This window comes from Paraburkholderia domus (assembly GCF_905220705.1).
Lineage (GTDB): Bacteria > Pseudomonadota > Gammaproteobacteria > Burkholderiales > Burkholderiaceae > Paraburkholderia > Paraburkholderia domus.
This window is the reverse complement of sequence record NZ_CAJNAT010000011.1, coordinates 202,281-228,356: the sequence shown is the minus strand read 5'-3', so window position 1 is coordinate 228,356 and position 26,076 is coordinate 202,281. Positions and strand designations below refer to the sequence as shown.

The 26,076-nt window shown below is 60.6% G+C and carries 22 protein-coding genes and 3 pseudogenes; 14 read left to right on the top strand and 11 right to left on the bottom strand.

The features are described 5' to 3' along the window. The 5 genes and pseudogenes from KHO31_RS20580 to KHO31_RS20560 form a co-directional block, all read right to left on the bottom strand. Nucleotides 1–279 (bottom strand): annotated as a pseudogene (locus KHO31_RS20580) (ABC transporter substrate-binding protein); the annotation flags it as partial. Nucleotides 280–419: 140 nt separating this feature from the next. Beyond that, entirely contained in the window at nucleotides 420–1,910 is a 1,491-nt protein-coding gene (locus KHO31_RS20575; protein ID WP_236071365.1) for an aldehyde dehydrogenase family protein, read from the bottom strand. Further along, nucleotides 1,907–3,601, bottom strand: a complete 1,695-nt coding sequence (locus KHO31_RS20570; RefSeq protein ID WP_211624048.1) for a 5-guanidino-2-oxopentanoate decarboxylase — start codon at nucleotides 3,599–3,601, stop codon at nucleotides 1,907–1,909. The genes KHO31_RS20575 and KHO31_RS20570 overlap by 4 nt, the downstream gene beginning before the upstream one ends. A gap of 589 nt (nucleotides 3,602–4,190) precedes the next feature. Next, on the bottom strand, nucleotides 4,191–5,153 hold the full coding sequence (locus KHO31_RS20565) for a substrate-binding domain-containing protein (RefSeq protein ID WP_211624047.1): 963 nt from the start codon (nucleotides 5,151–5,153) through the stop codon (nucleotides 4,191–4,193). 61 nt (nucleotides 5,154–5,214) lie between these two features. Further along, entirely contained in the window at nucleotides 5,215–6,585 is a 1,371-nt protein-coding gene (locus KHO31_RS20560) for a leucine-rich repeat-containing protein kinase family protein (protein ID WP_201074205.1), read from the bottom strand. Between the two features lie 213 nt (nucleotides 6,586–6,798). Here KHO31_RS20560 and KHO31_RS20555 point away from each other — a divergent pair, with 213 nt between their 5' ends. From KHO31_RS20555 to KHO31_RS20530, 6 genes and pseudogenes are all read left to right on the top strand, one after another. Continuing rightward, nucleotides 6,799–7,425 (top strand): methylated-DNA--[protein]-cysteine S-methyltransferase, encoded by a 627-nt coding sequence (locus KHO31_RS20555; RefSeq protein WP_236071363.1) that lies wholly within the window; start codon nucleotides 6,799–6,801, stop codon nucleotides 7,423–7,425. A 297-nt stretch (nucleotides 7,426–7,722) separates the two neighbouring features. After that, a complete protein-coding gene (locus KHO31_RS20550; RefSeq protein ID WP_201074203.1) occupies nucleotides 7,723–8,049 on the top strand; it encodes an ArsR/SmtB family transcription factor in 327 nt (108 codons plus the stop codon). A gap of 14 nt (nucleotides 8,050–8,063) precedes the next feature. Continuing rightward, nucleotides 8,064–8,400: pseudogene (locus tag KHO31_RS20545) on the top strand (arsenic resistance protein); the annotation flags it as partial. Next, complete coding sequence (arsC, locus tag KHO31_RS20540; RefSeq protein WP_211624046.1) at nucleotides 8,397–8,819, top strand: arsenate reductase (glutaredoxin); 423 nt, start codon at nucleotides 8,397–8,399, stop codon at nucleotides 8,817–8,819. The pseudogene KHO31_RS20545 and the gene arsC, both read left to right, overlap by 4 nt. A 39-nt stretch (nucleotides 8,820–8,858) precedes the next feature. Next, a pseudogene (locus KHO31_RS20535) lies at nucleotides 8,859–9,032 on the top strand (arsenical resistance protein ArsH); the annotation flags it as partial. Nucleotides 9,033–9,079: 47 nt separating this feature from the next. Next, nucleotides 9,080–9,385, top strand: a complete 306-nt coding sequence (locus tag KHO31_RS20530; RefSeq protein WP_201074200.1) for a panthothenate synthetase — start codon at nucleotides 9,080–9,082, stop codon at nucleotides 9,383–9,385. A gap of 96 nt (nucleotides 9,386–9,481) precedes the next feature. Here the strand turns inward: KHO31_RS20530 and KHO31_RS20525 are convergent, their stop codons facing one another. Further along, nucleotides 9,482–10,306: a GNAT family N-acetyltransferase gene (locus KHO31_RS20525; protein WP_211624050.1), complete on the bottom strand. Its 825-nt coding sequence runs from the start codon at nucleotides 10,304–10,306 to the stop codon at nucleotides 9,482–9,484. 198 nt (nucleotides 10,307–10,504) lie between these two features. On the opposite strand from KHO31_RS20525, the gene KHO31_RS20520 reads away from it, so the two are divergent. Continuing rightward, nucleotides 10,505–11,107 carry a phosphatase PAP2 family protein gene (locus KHO31_RS20520; protein ID WP_201084973.1) on the top strand — a complete coding sequence of 201 codons (603 nt, stop codon included), beginning with the start codon at nucleotides 10,505–10,507 and terminating at the stop codon, nucleotides 11,105–11,107. Between the two features lie 111 nt (nucleotides 11,108–11,218). On the opposite strand, the gene KHO31_RS20515 is transcribed toward KHO31_RS20520, so the two are convergent. After that, on the bottom strand, nucleotides 11,219–12,805 hold the full coding sequence (locus KHO31_RS20515; protein WP_201084972.1) for an alpha/beta hydrolase family protein: 1,587 nt from the start codon (nucleotides 12,803–12,805) through the stop codon (nucleotides 11,219–11,221). 195 nt (nucleotides 12,806–13,000) lie between these two features. Continuing rightward, complete coding sequence (locus tag KHO31_RS20510; RefSeq protein ID WP_211624044.1) at nucleotides 13,001–13,708, bottom strand: dienelactone hydrolase family protein; 708 nt, start codon at nucleotides 13,706–13,708, stop codon at nucleotides 13,001–13,003. A gap of 262 nt (nucleotides 13,709–13,970) precedes the next feature. On the opposite strand from KHO31_RS20510, the gene KHO31_RS20505 reads away from it, so the two are divergent. The 5 genes from KHO31_RS20505 (at nucleotide 13,971) to KHO31_RS20485 (ending at nucleotide 20,350) form a co-directional block, all read left to right on the top strand. Further along, nucleotides 13,971–14,948, top strand: coding sequence for an ABC transporter substrate-binding protein (locus KHO31_RS20505; protein WP_211624042.1), 978 nt, complete (start codon nucleotides 13,971–13,973; stop codon nucleotides 14,946–14,948). Between the two features lie 138 nt (nucleotides 14,949–15,086). After that, a complete protein-coding gene (locus tag KHO31_RS20500; RefSeq protein ID WP_211624041.1) occupies nucleotides 15,087–15,485 on the top strand; it encodes a hypothetical protein in 399 nt (132 codons plus the stop codon). 61 nt (nucleotides 15,486–15,546) lie between these two features. Beyond that, a complete protein-coding gene (locus tag KHO31_RS20495; RefSeq protein ID WP_211624040.1) occupies nucleotides 15,547–17,712 on the top strand; it encodes a hybrid sensor histidine kinase/response regulator in 2,166 nt (721 codons plus the stop codon). Next, complete coding sequence (locus KHO31_RS20490; RefSeq protein ID WP_201074191.1) at nucleotides 17,709–19,721, top strand: hybrid sensor histidine kinase/response regulator; 2,013 nt, start codon at nucleotides 17,709–17,711, stop codon at nucleotides 19,719–19,721. The genes KHO31_RS20495 and KHO31_RS20490 overlap by 4 nt, the downstream gene beginning before the upstream one ends. Then, entirely contained in the window at nucleotides 19,718–20,350 is a 633-nt protein-coding gene (locus KHO31_RS20485; protein ID WP_201084969.1) for a response regulator, read from the top strand. Before KHO31_RS20490 ends, KHO31_RS20485 begins: the two co-directional genes overlap by 4 nt. A 652-nt stretch (nucleotides 20,351–21,002) precedes the next feature. Here KHO31_RS20485 and KHO31_RS20480 read toward each other — a convergent pair. Beyond that, on the bottom strand, nucleotides 21,003–21,434 hold the full coding sequence (locus tag KHO31_RS20480) for an Lrp/AsnC family transcriptional regulator (RefSeq protein WP_201074187.1): 432 nt from the start codon (nucleotides 21,432–21,434) through the stop codon (nucleotides 21,003–21,005). 216 nt (nucleotides 21,435–21,650) lie between these two features. Here KHO31_RS20480 and KHO31_RS20475 point away from each other — a divergent pair, with 216 nt between their 5' ends. Together KHO31_RS20475 and ctlX are read left to right on the top strand one after the other, a co-directional pair. Beyond that, complete coding sequence (locus KHO31_RS20475) at nucleotides 21,651–22,727, top strand: ornithine cyclodeaminase (RefSeq protein WP_211624039.1); 1,077 nt, start codon at nucleotides 21,651–21,653, stop codon at nucleotides 22,725–22,727. A 57-nt stretch (nucleotides 22,728–22,784) separates the two neighbouring features. Beyond that, nucleotides 22,785–23,723, top strand: a complete 939-nt coding sequence (gene ctlX, locus KHO31_RS20470; protein ID WP_211624038.1) for a citrulline utilization hydrolase CtlX — start codon at nucleotides 22,785–22,787, stop codon at nucleotides 23,721–23,723. Nucleotides 23,724–23,777: 54 nt separating this feature from the next. Here the strand turns inward: ctlX and KHO31_RS20465 are convergent, their stop codons facing one another. Then, on the bottom strand, nucleotides 23,778–25,019 hold the full coding sequence (locus tag KHO31_RS20465; protein ID WP_201074182.1) for an NAD(P)/FAD-dependent oxidoreductase: 1,242 nt from the start codon (nucleotides 25,017–25,019) through the stop codon (nucleotides 23,778–23,780). A 151-nt stretch (nucleotides 25,020–25,170) separates the two neighbouring features. Next, nucleotides 25,171–25,959 (bottom strand): ABC transporter substrate-binding protein, encoded by a 789-nt coding sequence (locus KHO31_RS20460; protein WP_201074180.1) that lies wholly within the window; start codon nucleotides 25,957–25,959, stop codon nucleotides 25,171–25,173. Between the last annotated feature and the right edge of the window lie 117 nt (nucleotides 25,960–26,076).

Here is a 26,076-nt window from a genome sequence, read left to right as displayed (position 1 = left end):
GCGGTCGCCCGCGGCCTTGACCTTGGCGACCATGCCGGACGTGCCGTCGGCGCGGTCGGCGATCACCTTCGCGCCGGTTTTCGCCGTGAACGTGGCGGCGATGTTGCGCAAGGCAGCGGCGCCGGTGTCATCGGACCACGTCAACAGACGCAGGGTCTTGCCGGAGAAGTTCTGTTCCTGCGCTCTTAGATTGACGAACGGCATGGGCAGCGCGGACGCTGCGAGTGCTGCACCCAGCGTCTTGATTGCCTGTCTTCTACCTTTTTTGATGTCCTGCATCATCGTCTCCCGTGTGAACAACGCTACTGTCTCTCCCCTCTCCTAACGCGCTTGCGTCGGGACAGCGGACTATGGATTTCCTAAATACACCTAACAAACTTAATCTCTGCCTGAGAACCGTTAAAAATTCTCACGCGCTGTCACTCGCCGTTTCGAGTTGACAGAATCTGCTTGATTTCCTGGAATGCAGCGAGGCCGAACGGTCCAAGCTCACGACCGAGGCTGCTGCGCTTGTAGCCGCCCCAGGAGGTCTGGGGGAAAATAAGCTGCGGGGCGTTGATCCATACAACACCCGCATCCAGCGCATCCGCAACGCGCTTTCCGCGCGCTGTGTCGCTCGTGACGACGGTGGCTACGAGACCAAACTCGCTGTCGTTAGCCGCATCGATTGCGTCCTGCTCGCTGTCAAAGCTGCGTACGCACAGCACCGGCCCGAAGATTTCCTCGCGCCATACGCTGCTGTTAGTCGGCACATCGACGAAAATCGTAGGTCTGACGAAGTAGCCGGCACCCGTCACCGGTTCGTCACCGATCACGAGCCGCGCACCTTCCTCCTTGCCTCGCGCGATATAGCGCTGCACACGTTCGAACTGCGCACGGCTCGTCAACGGTCCCATCTGAACGCCAGGCACGAAGGGATCGCCAACCACCGTCCGGGCGGCGCGATCGACCAGACGTTCAACCAGGGCGTCGGCTATCGATCGATCGACCAGCACGCGGGATGTTGCCGAGCACATTTGCCCGGCATTGAAGAATGCGCCACCCGTCACGAGATCCACAGCGAGATCGAGGTCCGCATCGGCAAACACAATAATCGACGACTTGCCGCCCAGTTCGAGACTCACGCCTTTGAGCGTGTCGGCCGCCGTCTTCATCACCGTCTGGCCAACCCCGGTGCTACCGGTAAACGAGACTTTCGCGACCAGCGGATGCGCGGCAAGCGGCGCACCCACGTCCACGCCGGTACCCGTGACGACATTGAACACGCCAGGCGGCAAGCCGCATTCGGCCACAATCGAGGCCAACTCCAGTTCGGGCAACGGCGTGATTTCGGACGGTTTGAGCACTACCGCGCAGCCAGCAGCAAGCGCTGGCGCAAGTTTCCACGCGGTTGTGACCATCGGAAAATTCCACGGCACGATAAGCCCGACAACACCGGCCGGTTCACGGCGGATAAGTGCCCGATGTTCCGCGCTTGGGATCGTCACCTCGGATTCGCCATTGACGTCAAGACCTTCAGCCAGGCCGGCGTAGTACTCGAACGTTGCGATCACATCGCCGACGTCGATCCGCGCTTCCTCGAGGGGTTTGCCGTTGTTCTGCGACTGCAGCGTGGCGAGCCGCTCGCTGCGGGCTTCGACACCGCGAGCAATCGCTCGCAGATAGCGCGCACGAGTCGAGCCGTTAGTATTCCGCCACGACTTGAAAGCGCGAGCAGCGGCACGTACCGCGCGATCGACGTCGTCGGCGTTACCGGCGTCAACATGCGCGAGCACCTCCTCGGTCGATGGATTGAGAATGGCAAGCTGTGCGCCACCGGCAGCACTGCACCAGCGGCCATCAATGTACAGTTGTGTTTGCAACTGCATTTCGTCTGTTGAATCGACGTGCGATACCTGCGGCGTACTCATGCGGGCACCTGCTCAAACCAGTTGCTCTCGCGGATTTCAATCACCGTCGGAACGTTGCATTGCGTGGCGCGTTGCAATTCGCTGACAAGCACCTCCGGTGAATCTACGCGAACCGCGGCGCACCCGAACCCTCGCGCAAGTGCAATGAAGTCCGGCGTATAGATATCCACGCCGACTGGCGTAATGTCCCGCTCCACCATGTACTTGCGGATCTCGCCGTAACCGAAGTTGTTCCACAACAGAACGATCAGCGGGACCTGCGCTTCGACAGCACTCGCGAGTTCCGGCAACGTGAATTGCAGGCCACCGTCACCAATCAGGCAGACAACCGGACGATCCGGCGCCGCGAGCTTCGCGCCGATACCGGCGGGCAAACCATAGCCAAGCGTTCCATATCCGGTCGAAGAGTTGAACCATGACCGCGGCGCGGGCGCATCGTGAGTGAAGTTGCCGGCATAAACAGGACGCGTCGAGTCACCGACGATGATCACACCGGGAAGCGCGCTCGTGAGCGTGTCGATCAGACGCTTTTGCGACAGCGTCGGGGCGTCGTAACCCGCCGCCACCGCAGCGCGTGTGGCCGCGACGCGGCGCGCGCCCCACCCTTCTCGTACAGGGGCGGGTGGTCGTTCGCGCAACGTCGCGCACAGTGCTGCGAGCGCCTGTTGCGCGTCGGCGGTAATCGCGAGATCCGGGTGGAAATTGCGCATGAGTTGCTGCGCGTCGATGTCGATCCGCACGAGTCGCCCATTGATGGCGAAGCCGCCATCAAACACGACGTCGTAGTCGGTTTCGCCCAGCTCCGTGCCAACCGCAAGCACGACATCTGCCTCGGCAACCAATGCACGCGTCTCTGGAAGCGATTGAGTCGAACCCACCAGCAGCGGATGGCCGCACGGCAGCAATCCTTTGGCGTTGATCGTCAGCGTAACGGGTGCCTGCAGCCGCTCCGCCAATTCGCGCAACTCGTCGGCGGCGCCCACGGCGCCGCCCCCTGCAAGAATCACCGGCCGCTGGGCGCCCGAAAGACAATTCGCGGCGTCGGCAATCGCTCGCGCGTCGGCGGCGGGTCTGGCGGGCAACACCACCGGCGCGATTTGCATCCCACGCGCCGGCGCGACGATCACGTCCAGCGGAATTTCGATATGCACCGGTCGCGGCCGTGCACTCTCGAAAACCGCGAATGCTCTGGCGAGCACCTGGGGCAGTTCGTCGGCACTCAACAGCGTGTGGGAGAACGCGGTAAGGCCAGCGAACACGCCTTGCTGGGACGGCAACTCGTGAAGACGGCCGTCTCCGCTACCGAGTTGGCGCCGCGCATTCACGCTGGAGACGACGAGCATGGGGATCGAATCGGCATACGCCTGGGCCATCGCAGTCGCAATGTTTGTCATGCCCGGCCCGGTGATGATGAAACACACGCCTGGCTTGCCGGTTACGCGGGCATAGCCGTCGGCCATGAAGCCTGCTCCCTGCTCGTGGCGCGGCGTGACGTGACGGATCGAAGAAGCGTCCAGGCCACGATAGAGTTCAACGGTATGGACGCCCGGGATGCCGAACACGCACTGCACTCCGTAACCTTCGAGTAGCGTAACAAGTGCCTCGCCACAGGTCTTGCCTGACGTTAAGGACAAGCAAGTCGTTTTGGTTTCGATCTGGCCGAGGCTGGTGGTACTGTCCGGAAAGTTCATTGGTCGTCAGGCTCTTGATTGGTTTGAACCAGACAGTGGCTGGCTCCAATAAAACTGTTCTTCAACATTCGCTGAAGGCGGGCTACGCAGATTGCTCGGTCGCATCGCAACTCGCCGGTGCGCGGACTACGTTTTCATTGAGCGAATTCTTGCCGTTCGAAGGGACGAGAACAATCGATCATTTTTCATGCAGCGCATGAACTCAATGCATAAGCAAGGGGAAACCCTGATTGGGAAAGCGTTATCGGGTGTGGCGTTTGCCGCGGTCAGGTCGGCTCCAACCCATTCCCAACGCTCATTGCTCCACGCCGGAGGTGCGGCCATCAACATCAAGGTCCAGAGCGATACCTTGGTAGCCGCGATAGCCGAGTCGCTTGAAGAACTTCAATGTATGAAATGTGCGAGCAAGCGATAGCGCGACGCGAGTTCGTTGCGAACTCTCTTTTACACATTTTAGAAGGATTACTTATTATTTACGGGTGCATCGGCGCAATCGCATTTGGTGATCGCCTATGTATTCGTTGTTCGTGCGGTTAAGACCGTTGGGGTATCTGGGTTCTTGCAGGGTCGGAGATCGCCCCTTTTCACCTCAGTGACTCACGCCCGTCACCAGTTGCAGCGGCGTTTCAATGACCCGCGACAATTCGTTCTGTTTTGTCTGTTCAGTGACAGCCTTCAACGCGACGTCAACGCCGAACACAGCTTGCCGGCCGGCAAACTGATTCATCGTCGCGAGCACGCGGCCGTCGGCGAGCAGCGGCTTGATCGCGTCGCTATCGTTATACCCGGTGACATACACACCACCGGTTCTCCCGGCATCGCGAATAGCATCGACCGCACCCATTGCCATATTGTCGTTACCGCACATCAACGCACGGATCTGTGGGTAGTCGACCAACATCCTCGACGCAACGTCCCTTCCTTTCCCATAGTCCCAGTCGCCCGCTTGTATGTTGACGATCTTCATGCCGGCCACATTCATTGCGTCCTTGCTGCCGGCGGTGCGTTGCTGTGCATTGCGGTCAGCGGAAATGCCTTCGATGATCCCAACCTGATCGCCCGTCTTGAGCCGCGCAGCAAGATAGTCGCCCACCTGCTTCGCGCCCTTGCGGTTATTCGGGCCGACGAAGGGCACAGAGATGCGGGCAGCATCCTGCGACGCGTCATCAAGCGGGTTATCGATCGTAACCATGATGATGCCGGCCTGGATCCCCCGCGCCACGATAGCGGTCAGCGCCTTCGAGTCAGTCGGCGCGACGACGATCGCGTTCATCCTGGCCTTGATCAACTCGTCCACCATGCGGATCTGCGCAGCGGTGTCACCCTCCGTTGCGGTTCCGCGAATGGTCAAGCCGAACTGCGACGCATAGTGCTTCTGATAATTCTGTGCAGCGTTCACCATCGCTATCGTGAACGGATCAGACATCGACTTCAACACGAGGGCGATCTTCAGTTTGCCACCCTGCATGGCATCGGCACGAGCCGCACCTGTCAGGCCTGCCGCAGCAAGCGTGCCGGCAAGCAGCACGCGGCGGCGCATCCTCTGCGTCATTGAATTTCTCTCCTTGGACCACACGGACGAATAGTTGCGTGGCGTCCCTACAAAGACCTGATCAACCCGAAGCCGACGCTGCGGCGTCCCGATTGCCGGTGCCCATTAACTGCCGCAAAACGGAAGCGATTTCGTCGAACAATGGCCGGCTGCCAATATCTTCGCTCAAGCAATTCTGTTTCAACGCCACCAGCTTCGCTGCGATGTCCGCTTCGGCATTCGGCCAGTCGCATCGGTCGATCAACTCCTCCAGCAGACAACCATACGCTCTCACTTCGAGACGCTGCAGCGCGGCGCTGAGGTCTCGATCATCGGTGGCATAGAAAGACGCCGCACCAAAATCGCCCAGCAACGCGCGTCCCTGTCCACAGTGCAGAATATTGTGTGCGTACAGATCGCCATGGATGACGCCTTGCCGATGCAGATGGCACGCCGCCGACGCCATGCCGTATGCAATGCTCAACGCCGATGCCAAATCAAAGCGCGTATCCGCGCCGTAGACGTCGCGGGTGCATGACTCGAGGCTCGGTGGTCCGGCAAGGTTGGTGAATTGCGGATCGATCAATTCCATCACCAGGCCATGTGCGTCCGCCGGATGGTCCTTCACCTTGCCCACCACCGGAATCAGGTTCGGATGATCGCCTGCACGAATGCAGGCTGCCATCTCGCAGTCCGGCAATCCATCGCTCGTTACCGCACCCTTGAACAACTTGACCGCCACCGGCCTGCTCGCATCGTCATCATGAGCAAGCAGCGCGGCACGATAAATGACACCGGACGCACCCTCGCCTAACTGCTGTTCAAGTTTTAACTCGTCCCATCGGATATCTGCGATCGGTGTATCGCTCAGTGCCGCCGTTTCCAGCGTTTCGCTGAACGAATTGCCGGCGAAAGCCAGCCAGGAAAGGCGTGGCAAGCGCAGCAACCACGCAGGCAGTCCGCTGAGTTGATTCGCCGCGAGACGCAGCAGTTCGAGCCGCGAGCAGGCAGACAATTCCTCGGGTAGCGTGCGCAACCGGTTGCCGGCAAGCATCAGCTTCTGCAGTTGCGCGCAGGCGCCGATTTCTGGCGGCAGCGCTTCGATCTCGTTGTCGGTGAGAATCAGCCAACGCAGCAGCGGCGGCAGCGACTTACCCGAAACCTCTCGGATACGGTTTGCCTTGAAGCCGACCATGCTCAGCTGCGAACACGCCCCGAGGACCTCCGGTAACTCAGTGAACGGGTTGTCAGACGCAAAGATGGTGTGCAGCTTGCTCAAGCGCGGCAGATCGTCAGGCAACGTCGAGAGTGCATTGCCCGATAGATCGAGAATTTCCAGCGTGTCCGCCAGATCGAAAATTTCGCGTGGAAACTCGCTCAGCCCGCACGCGAGTTTGAGTCGGCGAGTCCCCGCCAGTTGTCCGGCACGCAGTTGTTCGAGAGTGCTTGTCACAGGTGTAGAGAAGATATCCGGTTGCCAGTTAGCGAAGTGCCGAGGGTATCAATTCTACTGAGTCGCAAGCCCTGTGCAGAATTGGATAGCAAGATCCGGCGTGACCTCAGCGAGGCCGAGGTTTAAGCTGTCAGGTATCGGAGCCATTGCGCAGCGCGTTTGCAGCCTCGCATTGAGCCATCCCAGCCTCCAGCTAGCCAGGAACGACGCAAAGTGACATACGCATACAAGTTGATGGATTCGCCCGTCGGCGAGCTGAAGCTCGTCGCAAATGGGAACCGGCTCGCCGCCATTCTGTGGGAGAACGACAAGCCGAACCGGGTGCGCCTGCCGGAACTAGTCGAAGCGGATGACCGCCCGGTCCTGGTCGAAACAGAGCGGCAACTGAACGAATATTTCGCAGGAACGCGAGACCGGTTCGATCTTGAACTCGACTTCCAGGGAACGGACTTCCAGAAGAAGGTTTGGGCTGCGCTCCTGACGATCCCGTTCGGTGAAACGCGCAGCTATTCGGACATCGCCACGCAAATCGGGAACATCAACGCGGTGCGGGCGGTGGGTGCGGCGAACGGTAGAAATCCGATCTCCATCGTGGCGCCGTGCCATCGGGTGATCGGCGCGTCCGGCGACCTGACCGGCTTTGCAGGCGGACTGACGAACAAGATGTTGCTCCTCTCGCTTGAGGCCGGGCAGACTTCGCTGGAAGCGGCCGCGGATTCGACTGTGGCGGCGACAGCGGCTTCCGGCGCCACGCCGGAAATGGCCGGCCGGGAAACGCCGGTGAAACCGGCACGCCCGGCGCCGAGCCGCGGGACGCAGACCTCGTTGTTCGGCAACTGAGCGGATTCGAGGTACTGCGCTGGCCTCGTGCGGTGACGTTGAATACCTCGTGATAGGCCGCATCGTCCGCAGCGCCTTAACGGCCGCACAATTCAACGTTCCTTCATCGATTGGGCTACGCCGAAAATCCCGGCCACGTGCGCTTACTTGACTCGATGCAGTAAGCGCCAGCGCTTCAGTGCGGTTCCGAGAGCGAGAGGGGTTTGGGCGAGGCTGCCCATACCCACGGACTGTATTCGCCCAGCCATCATTTCAACAATACTTGAAATATGGAACCGATCGGCGTATCGTTTGGCCATGGACTCGAACCTCGTTGTACGCGCCCTTGGCGCGCTCGCTCATGAATCGCGGTTGGCGATCTTTCGTTTGCTGGTCGTCGCCGGGCCGGATGGCATGGCCGCCGGCGAAATCGCGCAGCAGCTCGGGCTTTCCCCATCAAGCCTCTCGTTCCACCTCAAGGATCTGTCACATGCCGAACTGGTGAAACCGCGGCAGGACGGGCGCTTCATCATCTATTCGGCGAATTTCGACGCGATGACGGGCCTGATCGCCTTTCTGACTGAAAACTGCTGTGCCGGTGCACCATGCGCCGCAAGCGACCTTCCCGGCTGCTGCGAAACATGAGCACCACTAGCACCGTGGCTCGCGCCGCACGGCCGGCCATGGTGTTCGTCTGGTCGCAACGCTGCAAGGGCGATCCGTATTTCACGCTATCGCAAGTAGCGCTCAACGACGCCATCATGATCGTGGCATTCGCGCCGCTCGTCGCCCTCCTGCTGGATCGGCGCAAGCAATTTCTTCGAGCTTGCGGTGGCCACGGCGATCAGCCTGTTTGGATTTCATTCGGGCGCGGCGCTTGCCACGGTGGTCGGCGTGCTGATCGAAGTGCCGGTGATGCTGCTGGTGGTCGGCGTCGTCAACCGTTCGCAGCACTGGTACGAGGCAAAACCCAGCGTCAAAGGACAACGTGTATGAGCGTCACGATCTATCACAACCCGGATTGCGGCACCTCGCGCCATACGCTGGCAATGATTCGCAATGCCGGCATCGAGCCGCACGTCATCGAGTATCTGAAGAGCCCTCCCGATCGAGCCACGCTGAAGAACCTGATCGAGCGTGCGGGCCTCACCGTGCGCGCCGCGCTGCGCGAGAAGGGCTCGCCGTATGCCGAACTCGGTCTCGCGGACGCGTCCTTGAGCGATGAGCAATTGCTCGATGCGATGCTCGCACATCCGATCCTCATCAATCGCCCGATTGTGGTCACCCCGCTCGGGGTGCGTCTATGCCGCCCTTCCGAAGTCGTTCTCGATATCCTGCCCGCGGCGCAACAAGGGGCTTTTACAAAAGAGGATGGCGAGCAGGTGATCGATAGCGCAGGACGGAGGGTGCGTTAATGCCCGGTAAATCAGATCGACTGGCTACCGCTCGAAAGCGTCGACGTGATGGAGGAACTGTACAAGTTCACATTGCTGGTGCGCGACCGTTCGGACTACCTGACCGATCGCTACAGCGAACGCAAGGAAGCGCAGCCAGAACTGGCGAGCACATTGGCGGCCGCCGCGATGGATCATGACGTGATCAACGCAAACACCAACGCCGACGCATAAAACTCCTATTCTTAAGAGGCCCTTTGGGCATCAACCAGGAGGATGACATGCGCATGCTACTCAACATACGAATTCCGCACGAACCGTTCAACACGCTGGTGCGCGATGGCACTGCCGGCGAAGTGATAGGGAGAATACTCGAAGAAATAAAACCGGAAGCCGCCTACTTCACCGAGCAGAATGGAACACGCGGCGCAATACTCATCGTGAACCTCGACGATCCATCGGGAATTCCCGCACTCGCAGAACCATTTTTCCTGAAATTTAACGCGGACTGCGAAATGCGCGTTGTCATGTTGCCTCAGGACCTCATGAAAGCCGGACTGGAGAATCTCGGCTCAAAATGGAAGTAGCGCATACGCACGTATCAAACGGTATGTTTGCCGCCTGTGGTTCATAAGACGCACCGCAGACGGCAACGCAGACAAAGGCGCAAACCTGCGCCCGGATCATCCGAGTTCGAATGACGTCACGCCGAACATACGTTCGATTTGAATAGCGGGCGGTTCCTGTGTGTACATCCGCGCCGTCTCGAAGACGCTCGTCATGCCATGCCGCTCGGCCAGCGCAACGGCAGCGGGATGGGTCTCCGGCACGTCGAGAACAATGACCTCGCCCGGCATGCGCGCCACCAACGCATCGAACAGATCGCTGGCGATCTCATCGCTATCGGCGAAGAGCGGGCCGATCTTGCATCCCGCTCTACAACGGCGTAGTACGCCATAGCCCGCAACATGACCGTCGTGAACGGCAGCCAGCGCAATGACGTCAGGTTGTCCGAGCCACACGGCAAGAAAACGCTCACGTGCGGCGGGAAAGCAAAAGCGATCGTAGTCAAACAGCCGCTCGAACGGCAGCGCCGATGCATTCAAAATGGTCGAACGCGCCGCGTCGTGCGCGACGGCTTGAACGACCCCCTGAAAGCGAATGTTGCGATACGCAAGCCGAAAGCCAGACTTTCTGTAATTCGCCTGTTGAGCAATAACACCGTCCAATCCGACATTGCGGTTGCGCAGATAGTCCATGCCGTGCTGCCAGACGCGCATGCCGAAGCCTCTACCGCGAAACTCCGGCTTCACGATATACAGGCCGATAAAGCCGAAATGTTCGCCGTAAGCGACCGCGGAAATGCAGGCAACCGGCTCGCCGCGCCACACTCCGATAAAAAAGCCATTAGGGTCCCCGGCGCGAAAGCATTCGGCATCATGCAGGCCAGGGTTCCATCCTTCCGCCGCAGCCCATTCGACCGCCAAAGCCACGTCGTCGGCCGACATGGTGCGCAGGATAAAATCACCACTCGCGTTCAGATCTGTCACGATCGCCTCGCCTTTTTGCCGATATGGATCGACAGATTACACGGCCCGTCACCGGACGATTCTGTCAATCGCTTCCGCCTGCACCTAAGCTGCCCCTAAGCTTGATCCGCTAAGATCGGCAGTTCGATTCAATACACGCCCTTAAAACTTCACCGCATGAATACACTCGAAGCGTTCAATCAGGCGCTGTTTCTGATGATCAACGCCACGCCGTCGACGTCAGCCTGGCAAATCGACATGGCGTGCTCGATCGCCGTGTATGTCATTTATCTCGTGCCGCTGTCCCTAATCGCGATATGGCTCTTCGGCGACGAGCATCAACGCGAAGTCGCAGTACGCGCGTTTTGCGTGACCCTGCTCGCCCTCGGCCTTAGCCAGATTATCGGTCTGGTCTGGCCACATCCCCGGCCTTTCGTGATCGGAATCGGCCGTACGTTTCTGGAGCACGTGCCCGACCCGTCGTTCCCGAGCGACCACGGGACCATCTTCGCCAGCATCGCGCTGACCTTGTTGATGGGCGGCTTGAGACGTTACGGCGTGGCGATCCTGCTGTCCGGTCTCGCGGTAGCGTGGTCGCGCGTGTTTGTCGGCGTCCACTTCCCGCTCGACATGCTGGGCGCCGTCGCCGTGGCAGCCCTGGCGTTCCTGCTGATCGCACCGCTGTGGCGGTGGCGCGGCACCATGCTGACGCGCGGCCTGGTCACGGTGTACCGCAAGCTGCTGGCGTGGCCGATCGGGCGCGGCTGGTTGTCCTCATAGGCCTGCGTGAAGGCGCGGGCCTTCACCATCGGCCTTCGTTGGCAGCCTTCGTTGCCAGCCTTCGTTCCGGTCGCGTCTATCGGTACAACGCCTGGAGGGTCGTCACTCGCCTCAGAAGTTGGTGAAGAAAGCCCGAGCGGCGACCATGCAGAACGATGCGACCAGTTCCCCGTGATAGGCCTGAAGGACAGCCGACGCGCCGCCGTCGGTTGCACCGCCCGCCACAGCCTGACTCGCGAGCGTCGCTTTCGCATTGGCAAAACCCTGCTTGATCGGCGCGTACGGATCATTGGGCCCCGCAACTGGAGAATCCACATCCAGGACCGACGTAAGCCCAGCCGGCACTTTGGCGTTCTGCCAGTAGGCCTGCTCGATGCGCGCGTTGAAGAAAAACACGGTGGGGTCCGAGCCGCCGCCGCACAACAGAACCGGCGCACGCGGCAGCCAGTTGCGTAGGTCATTGCGCTTGAACGCCTGGCGTAGCGGATGCATTGGATTCGCCGCCGGCGTCAGGGCAACCGTGGTATTGGGAAACGCACCATCGGGATTGGCTGCGGCGTCTTCCAGAAGACCCAGGCGATAGGCGTTGCGCACGAGATTGGCGTTGCCGAATCCCGCAGCAAACAAAGGTGTCAGCGAGGGCGGAGCGAGGGGTGGCGACGTTGGCGGCGTCATCGAAGCATATTGCGGCGCGGGAGGAACACTGCTGAAGAGTTGCGTCGAAGGCAGTTTCCCCTTCGCAAATAACGTATCGAGAGGCTGCAGGCTCGGCAGGAGATTCTCGATGCCCGGGGCATACGCCGCTTCATAGAAGTCGGCGGGCTTGCCGTAGATGTTCCCGTAAGCACGCTGGTAGCCCGTCACGATCAAGGTCGTGAAGAGCGTCGAGCCCAGGTTCACCTCGCCTTCGATGAGCGCATCCGCGGTGGCGGCGAGCGCATACGGACCCGATCCCGGCGCGGATGCCGTAACCTTGACGCCGGCCGCCTGCAATGCGCGATGCGTCGCCAGTGCCACGAAGCCGCCTTGCGAATAGCCGGTGACGAAGAGCTTGCCGTTCTCGCGCGTCCTTCTTTCCGGCTTCGTTTCACTCAGTGCGACCCGCGCCGCCCGAAGCGAGTCGACTACATCGGCGGATTGCTGGTCGGCGTTCAGATAGGGGTGATACGTGAGATCGGAGCCGGCATAGCCGGCGTAGTTAGTCGCCACCACGATATAGCCCTGGGCCGCATACATGGCGGCAACGCTAATGCCCTCCCCAGCGCCGTCACCGTTGCCCGGATCCGTTTGCGTGATATCGGCGATGTTGTAGTTGCGGTATGCGGTCGTGCCGTGAGCATAGAGCATCAGCGGACGCGGCCCGCTGCACGCAGCCGACCGGCCGCCCGGAATCATCAGTGCCCCGCTGGCGGTGGTGGGCTCGCCCGCGCCGCCGATAGTCCGGTAGCGGAAGGTCACCATCTCCACGCTGCAAGCGGGCGCGCCGGCGATCTGCGCGAGTTGCTGACCGGATGCATTCGACGCAAGCAATTTTGAAAACGCTGCGGCACTGAGCCGTAACGTGACGCGATGATCGAGTAGCTGGCCGCGGGCTTTGCAGCCCTCATCGCAACCGGAGCCGGCTTGCACATAAGCACTGGCGCCCAACGTGAAACATGTCAGCAGCACGAGGGCCGCGTTTCGTATCGCTACAGGCATGTGAGGCTCCGTCTTGTTGGTATTTCTTGTTGGTATTAATTACGGCGGTTGGGCTGCCTTCAGAGTGAGATGAGTATAGGTAAACAGATTGATGCGCCGCCAGCCTCATCGTTCACGCGTTTTGCCATGGAATGCTTCATGAGGATGCTGTCCACGCTGCCCGGACAGCATGCGACTGGCGACTGCGCTTGCGTGCTACTTCCAGAGCGTGCGGCCGAAGAACGTCAGCGTGCGGTCCCAGGCCTGCTGCGACCAGACCGGATCGAACTGGGTCCTGGAGATACGGCCCGGCCCGACTGCCGTTTCGTTCGCGAACGCGTGGTACGCGAGATAGCGATGAAACTCGACGTCGACATTGGCCGCGGTGAGTTTGGCCTCCAATGCGTCGACCGTTTCAGCCGGAAAGAATTCGTCTTGCGTCGCCCAGTGACCGAGAACCGGAACCTTGATTTTCGATGCGTCGATGTACTCGAGCGGAGGGAAGCCGTACCACACCACCCCGGCCGACACTTCGGGGATATTGCATAGCGCGAGCAAAGTGAGCGCGCCGCCCATGCAATAGCCGGTCACGCCGACGTTCGCCGAATGCTGCTTCAGATACTGGACGGCGCCCCGCACATCCTGAGTCGCGGCGTCGCCGAAGTCGAGTCCGCTCAGCAAATGGTTCGCCTCCGCCTCTTCAACCGTCGACTTGCCGCGGAAGAGATCAGGCACCAGCGCCAGATAGCCGGCCTGCGCGAGCCGGTCCGCCACGCCGCGAATCTGGTCGTTCAAACCCCACCACTCCTGAATCACGACGATGGCAGGCGCGCCCTCCGGTTTCTCCGGCTTGGCCAGATAACCCTGGACATCCTTGCCGTCAGGGCGGCTAAACGTGATCATCGATCCTGCAGTCTGTTTCATCGGTTGCTCCTCGAGGTAGGCGAAGCCACTAGCATAGCGCCAGTGTGGCAGGTCCTGCTGAACCCCGCCCGGTCGAGCGGATCGACACGACTTAACCATACTGATCCGGCAAGAAAACCGGCTAGCTCACCCGCGGCGCCCTCATTCAGGCAAGCAGAACTCCCGAAAGAATCCGCCTCCACACAGCAACTATTGAAGGTGGCCAAAGCAGCCACTCGAACTCATACTGCCGCTTACACGTCGCTTCCGGTTCAGGCCACACATGTTCGTCCTCGATCACTTTAATGGAATCTGTCGATCCAGATCACGCGGCCGCATCAAACTATCTGTGGTGCTCTCCTTCATTGCCGGTGCGCTGTTGAGTCCGGCCTTCGGCGGCACCGTAGCGCCCAATCCGTCGACCGTTGCGGCGCACGCCACCCCGACTCACGTCCGAATTCTTCGCGTATCCGGGGACGTTGTGAGAGAGGGCCGGTGGGCCTTTCTTATCACCGCGCTGAACCGCACCGTCCCGGCCTATGGCCCATACGTCATAGACACCTATTTTTCACCGATGTCGGCCCAACGCGAGATCGACGAGGTGATATCGGGCCGCCTGATCAACGTCCTGGCGAGCGAACCCGGACACCCGGAGCTCGACGCCGCTGCGATTCCGGTGCCGATTCCCATCGACCGTGGCCTGCTCGGCTATCGCGTGGCATTGATCAATCAAGACGAGCAGGCGAAGCTCGACACGATCCACGACCTCCAGGGTCTGCGCACACTCAGCGTCGGCCAGGGGCAGGATTGGGGCGATGTCCCTGTCTATCGCCTAGCCAGTGTTCCGCTTGTCACCGCAAGCCGTTATGACCTTCTCTTTCCGATGCTGGCTGACCACCGCTTCGATATCTTCCCGCGCGGCGTGGTTGAGATCACGCGCGAACTGAAGGCCTTTCAGCCGCGCTATCCAACTATGAGAATCGATTCTCACCTCCTGATCCGATACCCGTATGCGCAGTTCTTCTACGTCAGCAAAACCGAGCCGCTGCTGGCGAAGCGGATTAGAGACGGCCTCGAAGCCATGCTGAAGGATGGAAGTTTTGAGGCGTTATTCCGCGAACACTTCGGGCAAGGAATCGCCGATCTGCACCTCGAGCGCCGCGTGCTGATCGATTTGAAGAATCCCCTGCTCCCGGCATGGGTGCCATTGGATCGCAAAGAACTCTGGCTCGATCCGTTCGACGAAAAGAAACAGAATTGATTCAGTGGACTATAGACGTTAAGGATTTCCTGACCCAAAAATCAGGGAACCAGCCGTGCATAGTCCGGACTGCCTGACGGCGACACGTGGGCCGAGCGTTTAAAGTGGTCCATCACATACCGTCGCCGGGCCACCGTCATGACCGACTATTTTTTGCCGCGCGAGAATACAGTTAAACGCATCGACAAGCTGTGCGTACGTCTATTCGAGCTTTGGTGTGAAGAAAGAAAACCGGTGCCGCTCGCCTATCTTTTGCACTGCTGGCCGTTGACCGGTCACGATCCGGTTGCGGTCAAGCGTCTGGCCGATGCCATGTCGGATCTGTCCCGATTCCAGCCGGGGAAACTCAGTACCCGTGAGTCGATGATGGTCCACGAAGTCATCGGCAGTGCCCACGAAATCGTTGGGGAGCCGTTGCCCCATGGCGCCGCTGCCGCGAACAGCGCGAGCACCATGTGGAAGCGAGTATGGCTCGCCAACGCAGCAGGTCATTCGCAGGCGCTTGCCGGAGCAGATTTCCTCGACGGCCCCTTATAGACCGAGATTCGGCTACGAGTGCAAAATATACCGACAAGAATCACAGCACTCGCGGGGAAATATGGTGGTGAATAGCGTTGGTTCACTCTTTGCCTCGCCCGGCCGATTCCGCCATAGCGTGGTTCTCCGGCTGCTGGCCACCGTGCTGCTGTTCAGTTGCGCGGTAACCTTGTTGCTGACCGCGCTCCAGCTCTATCGCGACTATAGCCGCGGCGTCGAACTGATCGAGACCCGCCTATCGGACATCGACCGAAGCAATCGCGACAGTCTTGGCGAGGGTCTGTGGCAACTCAACCGGACTGAACTTCAGCTTCAACTGAACGGTATCTTGCGGCTTGCCGACATGTGCGCCGCCGAGGTGCGCGAGACCGGATCGAGCGCGACGCCGATGGTGGTGACGGCTGGCGAACGCAGGACGGGCGCCGTGATATCCCGCGAATTTCCGATTTTTTACCGTATCCACGGCGCCCAGCAGAAGATCGGCACGCTCTATGTGCAAGCGACGCTGGCCAATCTCTATCAAGCGCTGACACAAACCGCGCTCGTCATTCTGGTCAGTCAGGCTACCTATACGTTCATCGTTGCGCTGTTCACCATCTACATCTTCTCGCGCCTCGTTACCCGGCATCTCGCCACGATTGCCCGGCAGGTCAGCGAATACGATTTCCGTGCGGCGCCAAAGCCGTTCGTCCTGCCGCGCCGCCGGCCGCGCCGGCCGGACGAGCTCGATCGCGTGGTAAGCGCGTTCAACAGCATGGGCGCACGGCTGCACGACGCCTATCTCGCCGAGCGCGATGCCACGCTGCAGCGGGAAGCGCGGCACCTGGCAGAAGCCGCCAACCGGGCCAAGAGCGAATTCCTCGCGAACATGAGCCATGAACTGCGCACGCCGCTGAACGGCATCCTCGGCTATGCGCAGATCTTGCTGCGCGACGGCAGCCAGAGCGAGCGCCAACGCAATGCGGTCGAAGTGATCCACCGTAGCGGCGAACATCTGCTGACGCTGATCGACGATACGCTCGACTTCGCGCGTATCGAAGCCGGCAAGCTGCGCATTGAGATGGCCGATGTATCGCTGCCGGGCGTCCTCGATGCGATCCGCGACATCATCGGCATGAAGGCAGAGCAAAAGCACCTGCGATTCCTATGCGAGCTGGCCCCCGACCTGGGCTGCGCGGTGCGGGCGGACGAGCGCCGCTTACGGCAGGTTCTGCTTAATCTGCTGGCGAATGCGGTCAGATTCACGGACGCAGGCTGGGTCAGCCTGCAAGTCACCCGTGCGCCTTCAGGCGCAGTGCGCTTCTGCGTGCAGGACTCAGGTATCGGCATTCCGGCCGACAAGCTCGGCGCAATCTTCAGGCCTTTCGAGCAGACCGGCAGCCCCGAACGGCGCGCCGGTGGCGCGGGACTCGGTCTCGCGATCAGCCAGCAATTCGTGCGCGCAATGGGCGGCGAAATCCGCGTGGAAAGCGTGGTCGCGCACGGGAGCGCCTTCTGGTTCGATCTCGCGCCGGCCGTTGCCGATACGTCCACGGCGCCCACCGACCCGGCAGCGCCGACCGCGCAGCGCGTGACGGGTTATACCGGCCCGCGCCGCAAAGTGCTGGTGATCGACGACGAGCCCGTCAATCGAGCCGTGGTGGTCGAGTTTCTGGATCAACTCGGCTTCGACACCCTGGAGGCCGCCGGCGGCCACGAAGGACTCGCGCAGGCGCTAAACGGGAAGCCGTCGCTCGTCATGACCGACATTCTGATGCCGGACATGGATGGACTCGAGACGACGCGCCGATTGCGTCGATTACGAGGACTTGGCGATATTCCGATCATCGTCGTATCGGCGAATCCTTCCTGGAGCGACGAGAAGCGAAGCGCCGACGCAGGCGCGAACGCTTTCCTTGCCAAGCCGGTCGACTTCGGCCGGCTGCAAGCCCATCTGGCGGACTTGCTGGTACTGAAGTGGATTTACTCGCCCGTGACGCGTTCGCCCCAACCTGACGCACCACGCGCAAGCGCTCCCGCCTTGCCCAAAGGCGAGCTCGACAATCTGCATCGTCTCGCCCGCCTGGGCGACATGCGCGCCATCGCCGAATGGGCCGACAGGATGGCGACGCTCGACGCGCGCAATCTCGCATTGACAACGGAGTTACGCGCGCTTGTGAAAGGCTATCAGTCCAAGGCCATCCTGCTGCTCGTGGAGGAACATCTCGAGAGGATGCACAAGCCATGAATGACACGACGATCGTGGCAGAGCCGGCCACAATTCTGGTTGTGGATGACGCGCCGATCAACATCGGCGTCGTGGTCGAAAGTCTCGAGAATAGGGGCTTCCGCGTGCTTGTCGCGCTCGACGGCGAGGAGGCGCTCGAACGTGCGCATTTTTCGCAACCCGACCTGATCCTGCTCGACGTGAAAATGCCGGGTATAGACGGTTTCGAAACCTGTCGCCGGCTCAAGCGCGACGAGCAGACCCGCGAAATTCCGGTGATTTTCATGACGTCGCTCGCCGATACGGACGACCTCGTCGAAGGATTCTCCGCGGGCGGCATCGACTACGTCACTAAACCGTTCCAGGTCGCCGAAATGCTGGCGCGCATTCGCACCCACCTCGCGTTGCGCGCCATGCACAAACAACTCCGTTCGCAAAACGACAGTCTGTCGAGCGAGGTGGCGGTTCGGCAACAGGCGCAAGAAGCGCTCTCACGCGTGCGCGACGAACTCGAAATCCGTGTCGCCGAGCGGACCGATCAACTCGCGCGCGCGAACGCAAACCTGCACGTCGAGATCGACGAGCGCAAACGAACCGAAACGAAACTCGTGTCGAGCGAAGCGCGTTTTCGCACGATCGTCGAAACGAGCCCGGTACCGTTGTGCATTACGTCCATGCTGGATGGGCGGGTCCTATATATGAACGGGCCGTTTCGCTGGCTGTTCGGTTTCGGCGCGGACGATTGCACAGCCACCTACATGGGCGACTTCTATAACGATCCGACAGAGCGCGACAGGACGGTCGAACTGCTGCGCGCCGAAGGCGGATTCACCAACGCTGAAATCCAGTTCAGGAATGCGAAGGGTGAACGCTTCTGGGCGGTGGCGACCGCTCGCATTGCGACGTTCGCCGACGCCCCGGCGATCTATGTCGGCCTCAACGACGTCACGGCGCGCAAACAGGCAGAAGAGAAATTGCGCGCCAGCGAAGCCAGTCTGGCGAACGCCCAGCGGCTGGCCAAACTTGGCGACTGGGAATGGAATGCGGCCGCCGGCGTGACGCACTGGTCGTACGAGATGTACCGGATCCTCGGTCTCGAGCCGACGGGCGTGAGGCCGAGCTATCGAACACTGCGTGCCGCCATTCACCCCGAGGACCGGGCCGCTGTCCGGCAGGCCGTGCGTGCGGTCATCACCGACCGGCAGCCGCATTTCCTCGATTGCCGCCTGACCGGCGCTGACGGCGAACCGCGCATCGTGCAGCTTCACGTCGAAGCCTCCCACGAAGGGCCGGGCTACCCGCTCAAGCTGGTCGGTACGATTCAGGACATGACGGAACGCAAGCGTGTCGAACAGGAACTGCTCGAATCGCGTGAGCGGCTGCGCGAATTATCCGCGTACATGGAGGCGGTTCGCGAAGAAGAAAGAAAACGGATCGCCATGGAAATCCACGACGAACTCGGACAGTTGCTGACCGCATTGAAAATGGATGTATCGCTGTTGCGGATGCGGCTCAACAGCGATTCGGAAGCCGCCAGAAAGACCGAAGACATGCGCGAACTGGTCGAGAAGACGATCTGGATGGTGCGCAATGTCGCCAGCCACCTCAGACCGGCTGCGCTAAACTTCGGCATCCTGTCGGCGCTCGAGTGGCTCGTGGACGACTTCGTTCGACGTAATCGCATGCCGTGCCAGTTGTCGATTCATGGCAGCGAACCGGTTCTGCCGGATGCACATGCAACAGCCGTATTCCGCATCGCGCAGGCCTCGCTCACCAATGTTGCGCGCCACGCTGACGCTTCGCGAGTCGACGTCACGCTAACCGGCGACAACAGTGAGTTAGCCCTCCATATCAGCGACAACGGGTGCGGCTTCGATCTGCCCGCGGCGCGCCGGCGCTATTCCTACGGCTTGCTCGGGATGAGCGAACGCGCGCGGTTGATTGGCGGCACATTGCAGATCGAGAGCGCACCCGGCGCGGGCACGGTCGTCTCCATTCACGTCCCCCTCAGGACAGGGAAAAGCACATGATAAAAATCCTCATTGCAGACGACCATGCGATCGTGCGAGGTGGCCTGAAGCAGATCATCGCGACCACCACCGACATGATCGTCGCCGACGAGGCGGCCGAGGGCGCCGAAGTGCTCGACAAACTACGCGCCCGTTGTCCCGACCTGTTGCTACTTGATATGACGATGCCGGGCATTAGCGGCATCGACCTGATCCGGCGCATCAGGGCTGAGTACACCAGCCTGCCGGTGCTCGTGCTGAGCATTCACAACGAGGCCCAGGTCGTCTCTCGCGCCCTGCGCGCCGGCGCGACCGGCTACCTCACCAAAGACAGCGACCCGGAGATCCTGCTTACCGCGATTCGCAAGCTGGCCGAAGGCGGAAGATTCATCGATCCGAAGCTGGTGGACTCGATGATCTTCGGCACGCACTCCGGCGACACCCCACCGCACGACATCCTGTCCGATCGTGAATTCCAGGTGTTGCAAGCGCTGGCCGCGGGAAAGAGCATCAACGATATCGCGGAAGCGTTCGCGCTCAGCGCGAAGACCATCAGCACACATAAAATGCGCCTCATGCAAAAATTAGGACTTAACAATAATTCGGAATTGATTCGCTACGCGATCCGCCATCACATTAGTATGGAATAGAATTCAATTAAGGAAATCCCTATGCAAATATCGGAATTCCCTGACTGTGGATTCGGCAATGCACGAGTGACCTGTTTTTTTGACATCTTTATGCTGAACTGAGGCTTTTGGTTTATGATCTGCCGCAGTGAAGCCAGCCCACTTAAAGATAACCCTGTTCTGCCGGGCCGCGCCGCTACATTGTTAAATTTAATATGCGGTAAAAATGGCTATGTCTCGCACTACCATCTGCAAAATTGACTGATTGACGTCTCTCAGGTTCTGGCATGCAATCCTCGGACGCCAGAGTCTTTTCAGCCGACACAATGTGTCGGCTTTTTTTTGCCGATTTTTTATCGGAATAGAAATCTCACGCGGCCTATTTCGAGTCCATTAACTAAACAGAGAAATTTCATCTCTCGCAAACCTTTGCAGGGTTAAGTACTTTTCGAACAAGCGCCGTTATACGCGCTAGATGGAGAGCACTGCCGTGACCGGTGGACAGAGTCGTCAGAATTGAGAGAGAAAGATTGATTAACTTTTTCGTATAAAGTGCATGGCATTTATTTGTATGAACAATAGGCGATTGCCTTTACACCTTCCATGCTATCGGCCCCGGCGGCAAAAGCGCGGGCTATTGAGAGGGCGAATGAAGGCTGGATTTCCTGCCAGCTCACATCTTGTGCGTCGATAGAAAGATACTGGTTTCGGTGCTCGCGATTCCGTCAATCAAACGGATCGCGCCGAGCACCCGGTCGAAGTTCTCCAGCGAGTCCGCCCGCAACTCCGCGATGAGGTCCCACCGCCCATTAGTGCTGTGAATGGTCGCGACGTTGGGATGGCCGCGCAGCACCTTTAGCACGTCGGCCGCGCGGCTGCCTTCCACAGCAATCGACATCAGCGCGCGAATCCGGTGCGCCTCGGCCGCCGGCTTCAGCCGCACCGTATAGCCCACGATCACACCACTTTCCTCGAGACGCGTGAGCCGGTTCTGCACCGTCGCGCGCGCCACGCGCAGTTGCTTCGCAAGTGTCACCACTGGCATGCGTGCGTTGTCGCGCAACAGCGAGATGAGCTGCCTGTCGATGTCATCGAGGTTGATCATGGTGGTGACCCGTGTGGCCGGCAACGGCGTTCGCCGTCTGCACGTTCCTGGTGAAGCCTTTGTACGGCAATGTACAAAACGCCATTTAAGCTGAGCATTTTGCCACTTTAGTGGTGAAATTTGCGACGTTTGCTGTCTTTTTGTTGGCGAGGTCGGAAGGAATAATTTCGTTACCGCTCCCGAACTGGAGCCCGCATCGATAACGGAGACATGACCATGACCCGCTTTCTCGACGTACCCGCCACGTACCGACTCGTCGCCGATATCGGCGTGCCGCGATTCCTGAGCGAACTCGCTGAAACCATCCGCGCCGACTATCTTCGATGGCGCGAATTCGACAAGTCTCCGCGCGTTGCATGCCACTCCCAGGCAGGCGTCATCGAATTGATGCCCGTCGCCGATTCGAACCTGTTCGCCTTCAAGTACGTGAACGGCCACCCGATCAATGCCGAGCGCGGCATTCAAACGGTGATGGCGTTCGGCGCACTTGCATCTGTCGATACCGGCTACCCGCTGTTCCTCTCCGAACTCACGCTGACCACGGCCCTGCGCACTGCGGCAACTTCCGCGCTCGTCGCACGAAACCTGGCCCGCCCCGACTCGCAACGCATGGCCTTGATCGGCAACGGCGCGCAAAGCGAATTTCAGGCGATCGCGTTTCACACACTGCTCGGCATCAATGAAATTCGCGTGTTCGATGTCGATGCGCGCGCAACCGATAAGTTGGTGCGCAATCTTGCCGCATGGCCGGCACTGCGCATCGTCCGCGCGACTTCGACCGCCGACGCGGTGCGCGGCGCCGATATCGTCACAACCGTCACCGCAGACAAAACCTATGCGACGATCGTCACGCCCGACATGATCGAGCCCGGCATGCATCTGAACGCAGTTGGAGGGGACTGCCCCGGCAAGACCGAGTTGCACGCGGACGTGCTGCGGATGAGCCGGGTAATCGTCGAATATGAGCCGCAGACGCGTATCGAAGGTGACATTCAGCAACTCCCCGCCGATTCGCCCGTGACCGAACTGTGGCGAGTGCTTGCCGGAGAAGTGGCTGGCCGGGAACACGCGGATCAGGTCACCGTGTTCGATTCCGTCGGCTTCGCACTCGAGGACTACTCGGCGCTCCGCTATCTCCACGCACTTGCACAGCGGCACGACGTAGGCATCGATGTCGCGTTGATCCCGACAGCCAGCGATCCCAAAGACCTGTTCGGCGGTCTGATGCGAACGGCAGCCACGCCGGCCGCCCTCACCCCAAAACAAGCCAACGCGTTCGCATTCGCGCGCTGATCGAGTCTGCCATCCAGCCGCTTCGCCTCACATTTCCGCAACCCGCTAACGAACCCCATGAGCCTTCTGTCGATGCAGGCGCCCGCCGCCGTTGTCATGATTCGCCCTCATCGCTTTCATCCGAATCCGGAGACAGCGGCCGACAATGCTTTCCAGCGTGCCGGCCACGCCCTCGATTTAACAGAAGCGGCCGCGCTCGCCGCGGCGGCGCGCGACGAAGTCAGCGCCGCGGCGGCAAGCCTGGAAGCGGCAGGCGTGCGCGTTCATGTGTTCGACGATAGCGGGAAGAACGAGACACCCGATTCGGTCTTTCCGAACAACTGGTTCTCGACGCACGCGGGCGGTCACGTGGCGCTCTTTCCGATGCACTCGGTCAACCGCCGACGCGAGCGCAGAAGCGATGTGATCGAGATGCTCAAGACGGAGTACCGCGTGCAGGACGTGATCGACTACTCCGGCCTGGAACGCGACGATGTCTTTCTGGAAGGCACCGGCGCGATGGTGCTCGACCACGTCGCACGCGTTGCATACACAGCGCGCTCGCATCGCGCCGACCCGGTGGCGCTCGAACGCTTCTGTACGCATTTCAACTTCGAGCCAATGTGTTTCGATACCGCCGACGCCCACGGCCGTGCGGTCTACCACACCAACGTCATGATGAGCGTGGCGACCGGATTTGCGCTGATCGGGCTGGATCTGATCCGCGACGACAGGCGCCGCGGCGAGATACACAAGCGCCTGCTGGAGAGCGGCCGGACTGTTATCGCGCTCACGCACTCGCAGATCAGCAATTTTGCCGGGAATGCACTGGAGTTGTCGGGGAAGGATGGCCGTGTTCTCGCCTTGTCAGAACGGGCCATGTCGTGCCTGACGGCACCACAGAAAGCGCTCATCGAGCGTTCCGCGCAATTGCTGCCGTTGCGCGTGCCGACGATCGAACTGGCTGGCGGATCGGTGCGCTGCATGCTCGCCGGGATCCACCTGGCTCGGCGTTGAGGCGATCGTTGCCGGGACGTCGCTTCGCCGCAGCGTCAGCGACTGTACGGTTATTTACCGGAACCGCTCAGGACGAAACGGAAAGGGATCGGCAAAAGGCTCGGCACCCGTCATCATTTCCGCCAGCAAGCGGCCCGTCACGGGCCCGAGCGTCAATCCGTGGTGGTTGTGGCCAAACGCGAACCAGAGTCCTCGATGGCGTGGCGCTCGCCCAATGACAGGTCGCATGTCGGGCGTACAAGGACGCAATCCAAGCCACGGCGCTTCGTCCAGCCTGCGGCCCAAACCAAATACCGGGCGGGCAATGCCCTCGGCACGTGCGAGTTGAATACCCGTGGGCGCGGCATCGCGCCGTGCGATTTCAACGCCTGTCGTCAAGCGTAACCGGCCTTCCATCGGCGCCACGACGTACCCGCTCTCTGTGTCGACAAGCGGCACGGAGAGCATCGCCTTGGTGGCTTCGTAGTGCATGTGATAGCCGCGTTTCGCGCGCAACGGGATGCGATAACCGAGCGGCGCAAAAACCTTGTCGGACCACGGGCCGAGCGCGACGACCACCTCTTTGGCACTGATCCTGCCTTGCGTCGTCTGCACGGTCCATGCATCGGCTTCCAAACGTACGGTGGTCGCCTCTCCAATCAGAAGCGTGCCGCCGTCGTCCTTGAACAGTCGGGCATATCCCTTCGTCAACGCCCCAGGATTGGAAATACTCTTCGGGTCCTGCCAATGCAAGGCGCCGCAGAAACCCGCTCCTAAGCCAGGTTCGCGCGCCAGAAGCCGCGCGGCGTCGAGCGGCGCCACGCGCAATCCATATTGACTCGCCGTCACTTCGGCGGCTGCCGCCTGCCGTTCAAATTCCGTTCGCGTGCGAAATGCTTCGAGCCAGCCACCATCATGAGCAAGCCTTTCGAGGCCCGCGCGTGCGATCAGCACGTCGTGCTCGGCGACGCTCGCCCGGATCAACGGGAGCATGTCGCGCGCGGCGGCCTCGAGCCGCTCCGGGGACGACTCCCACCAGAACCGCGCCAGCCACGTGGCGAAAGACGGCAACGCCTTGTAGTCCCAGTAGAGGTCGGTCGACCGATTACGCATGTAGCGCAGCAGCGTACCGAGATCGCGGGGAAAGCCGTAAGGGACCACCGACGAGCGCTCGATCAGACCTGCATTGCCGAAACTGGTCTCTTCACCGGGGCCGCGTCGATCGACGAGGGCCACACGGCGCCCGCGATCCTGCAGATGCAGCGCGGACGACACGCCGACGATCCCGGCTCCCAGCACGATCACATCGAAATCCATAAGCTCGCTCGAATGCCCTTATTTGACGCATGATGGACTCACGAGCCTGCCTTCGACAACGCACGCCCGAGTCCGGCAAAACTCGCTACAAGGTCTGACGGTCCGGCGCGATCTGGCTCGCACCGGGTCATGAACGCATTACTTCGCCGCATTACTTCGCGATAATGTCGCGCTTGAAATACTTCTGCGAAAGATTGCTGAGCGTCCCGTCCTTCTTTAAAGCGTCGAGCGCGGCATCGATCTTTCCAGCCAACGCCTTATCGCCTTTGCGCAAGCCGAAGCCCGTTCCTTCGCCGAGCGTTGCCGGATCGCTGAGCGGCTGGCCGACAATCGCATAGTCATGGCCCGACGGCTTGTTCAGGAACCCATCCTCAACAGTCTGCGCTTCCTGGACCGCAGCATCCAGGCGTCCAGCCACGAGGTCGGCGTACACCTGATCCTGGTCCTGATACGAGACGATCGATACGCCGGCATTCGCCCAGTGGGCCTTGAGGAAATCCTCCTGCGACGATCCCTGCAAGACGCCGACGCGTTTGCCCTGCAGGCTCTTTACATCCGGCAGCAAGGGGGAACCGCGCTTTGCCACCATCACGATCGGCACCACGTAGATGGGCGGCGTGAAATCGATGGACTGTTTGCGCTTGTCCGTGATGTTCATCGCGGAATTGATGACGTCGAATTTGCGCGCCTGCAACGCGGGAATCAGGCCGTCGAACGAATTCTCCACCCACTCGCATTTCACGCGCAGCTTCGCGCAGACCGCAGTGCCGACGTCAACGTCGAATCCCTGCAGTTGCCCGGTCGGCGACTTGCTCTCGAACGGCGGATAGGCCGCCTCGATGCCGAAACGCAAGGTGCTTTGAGTCTCCGCGCTAACGGTACCGACCGAACCGATTAACGCAGCCGCGACGAAAAGTGAGAGTGAAAGCTTCAGAGGCATGGTGGTTCCCAGTGTAGTTAAAGGGTCGCAAATTCAGGGCACGAATGGTCGCTAACTGCGCAACCTCAAGAAGCCGCGTGAGATGCAAAAGAGACTGGCTCTCACACTCGCTCTGGA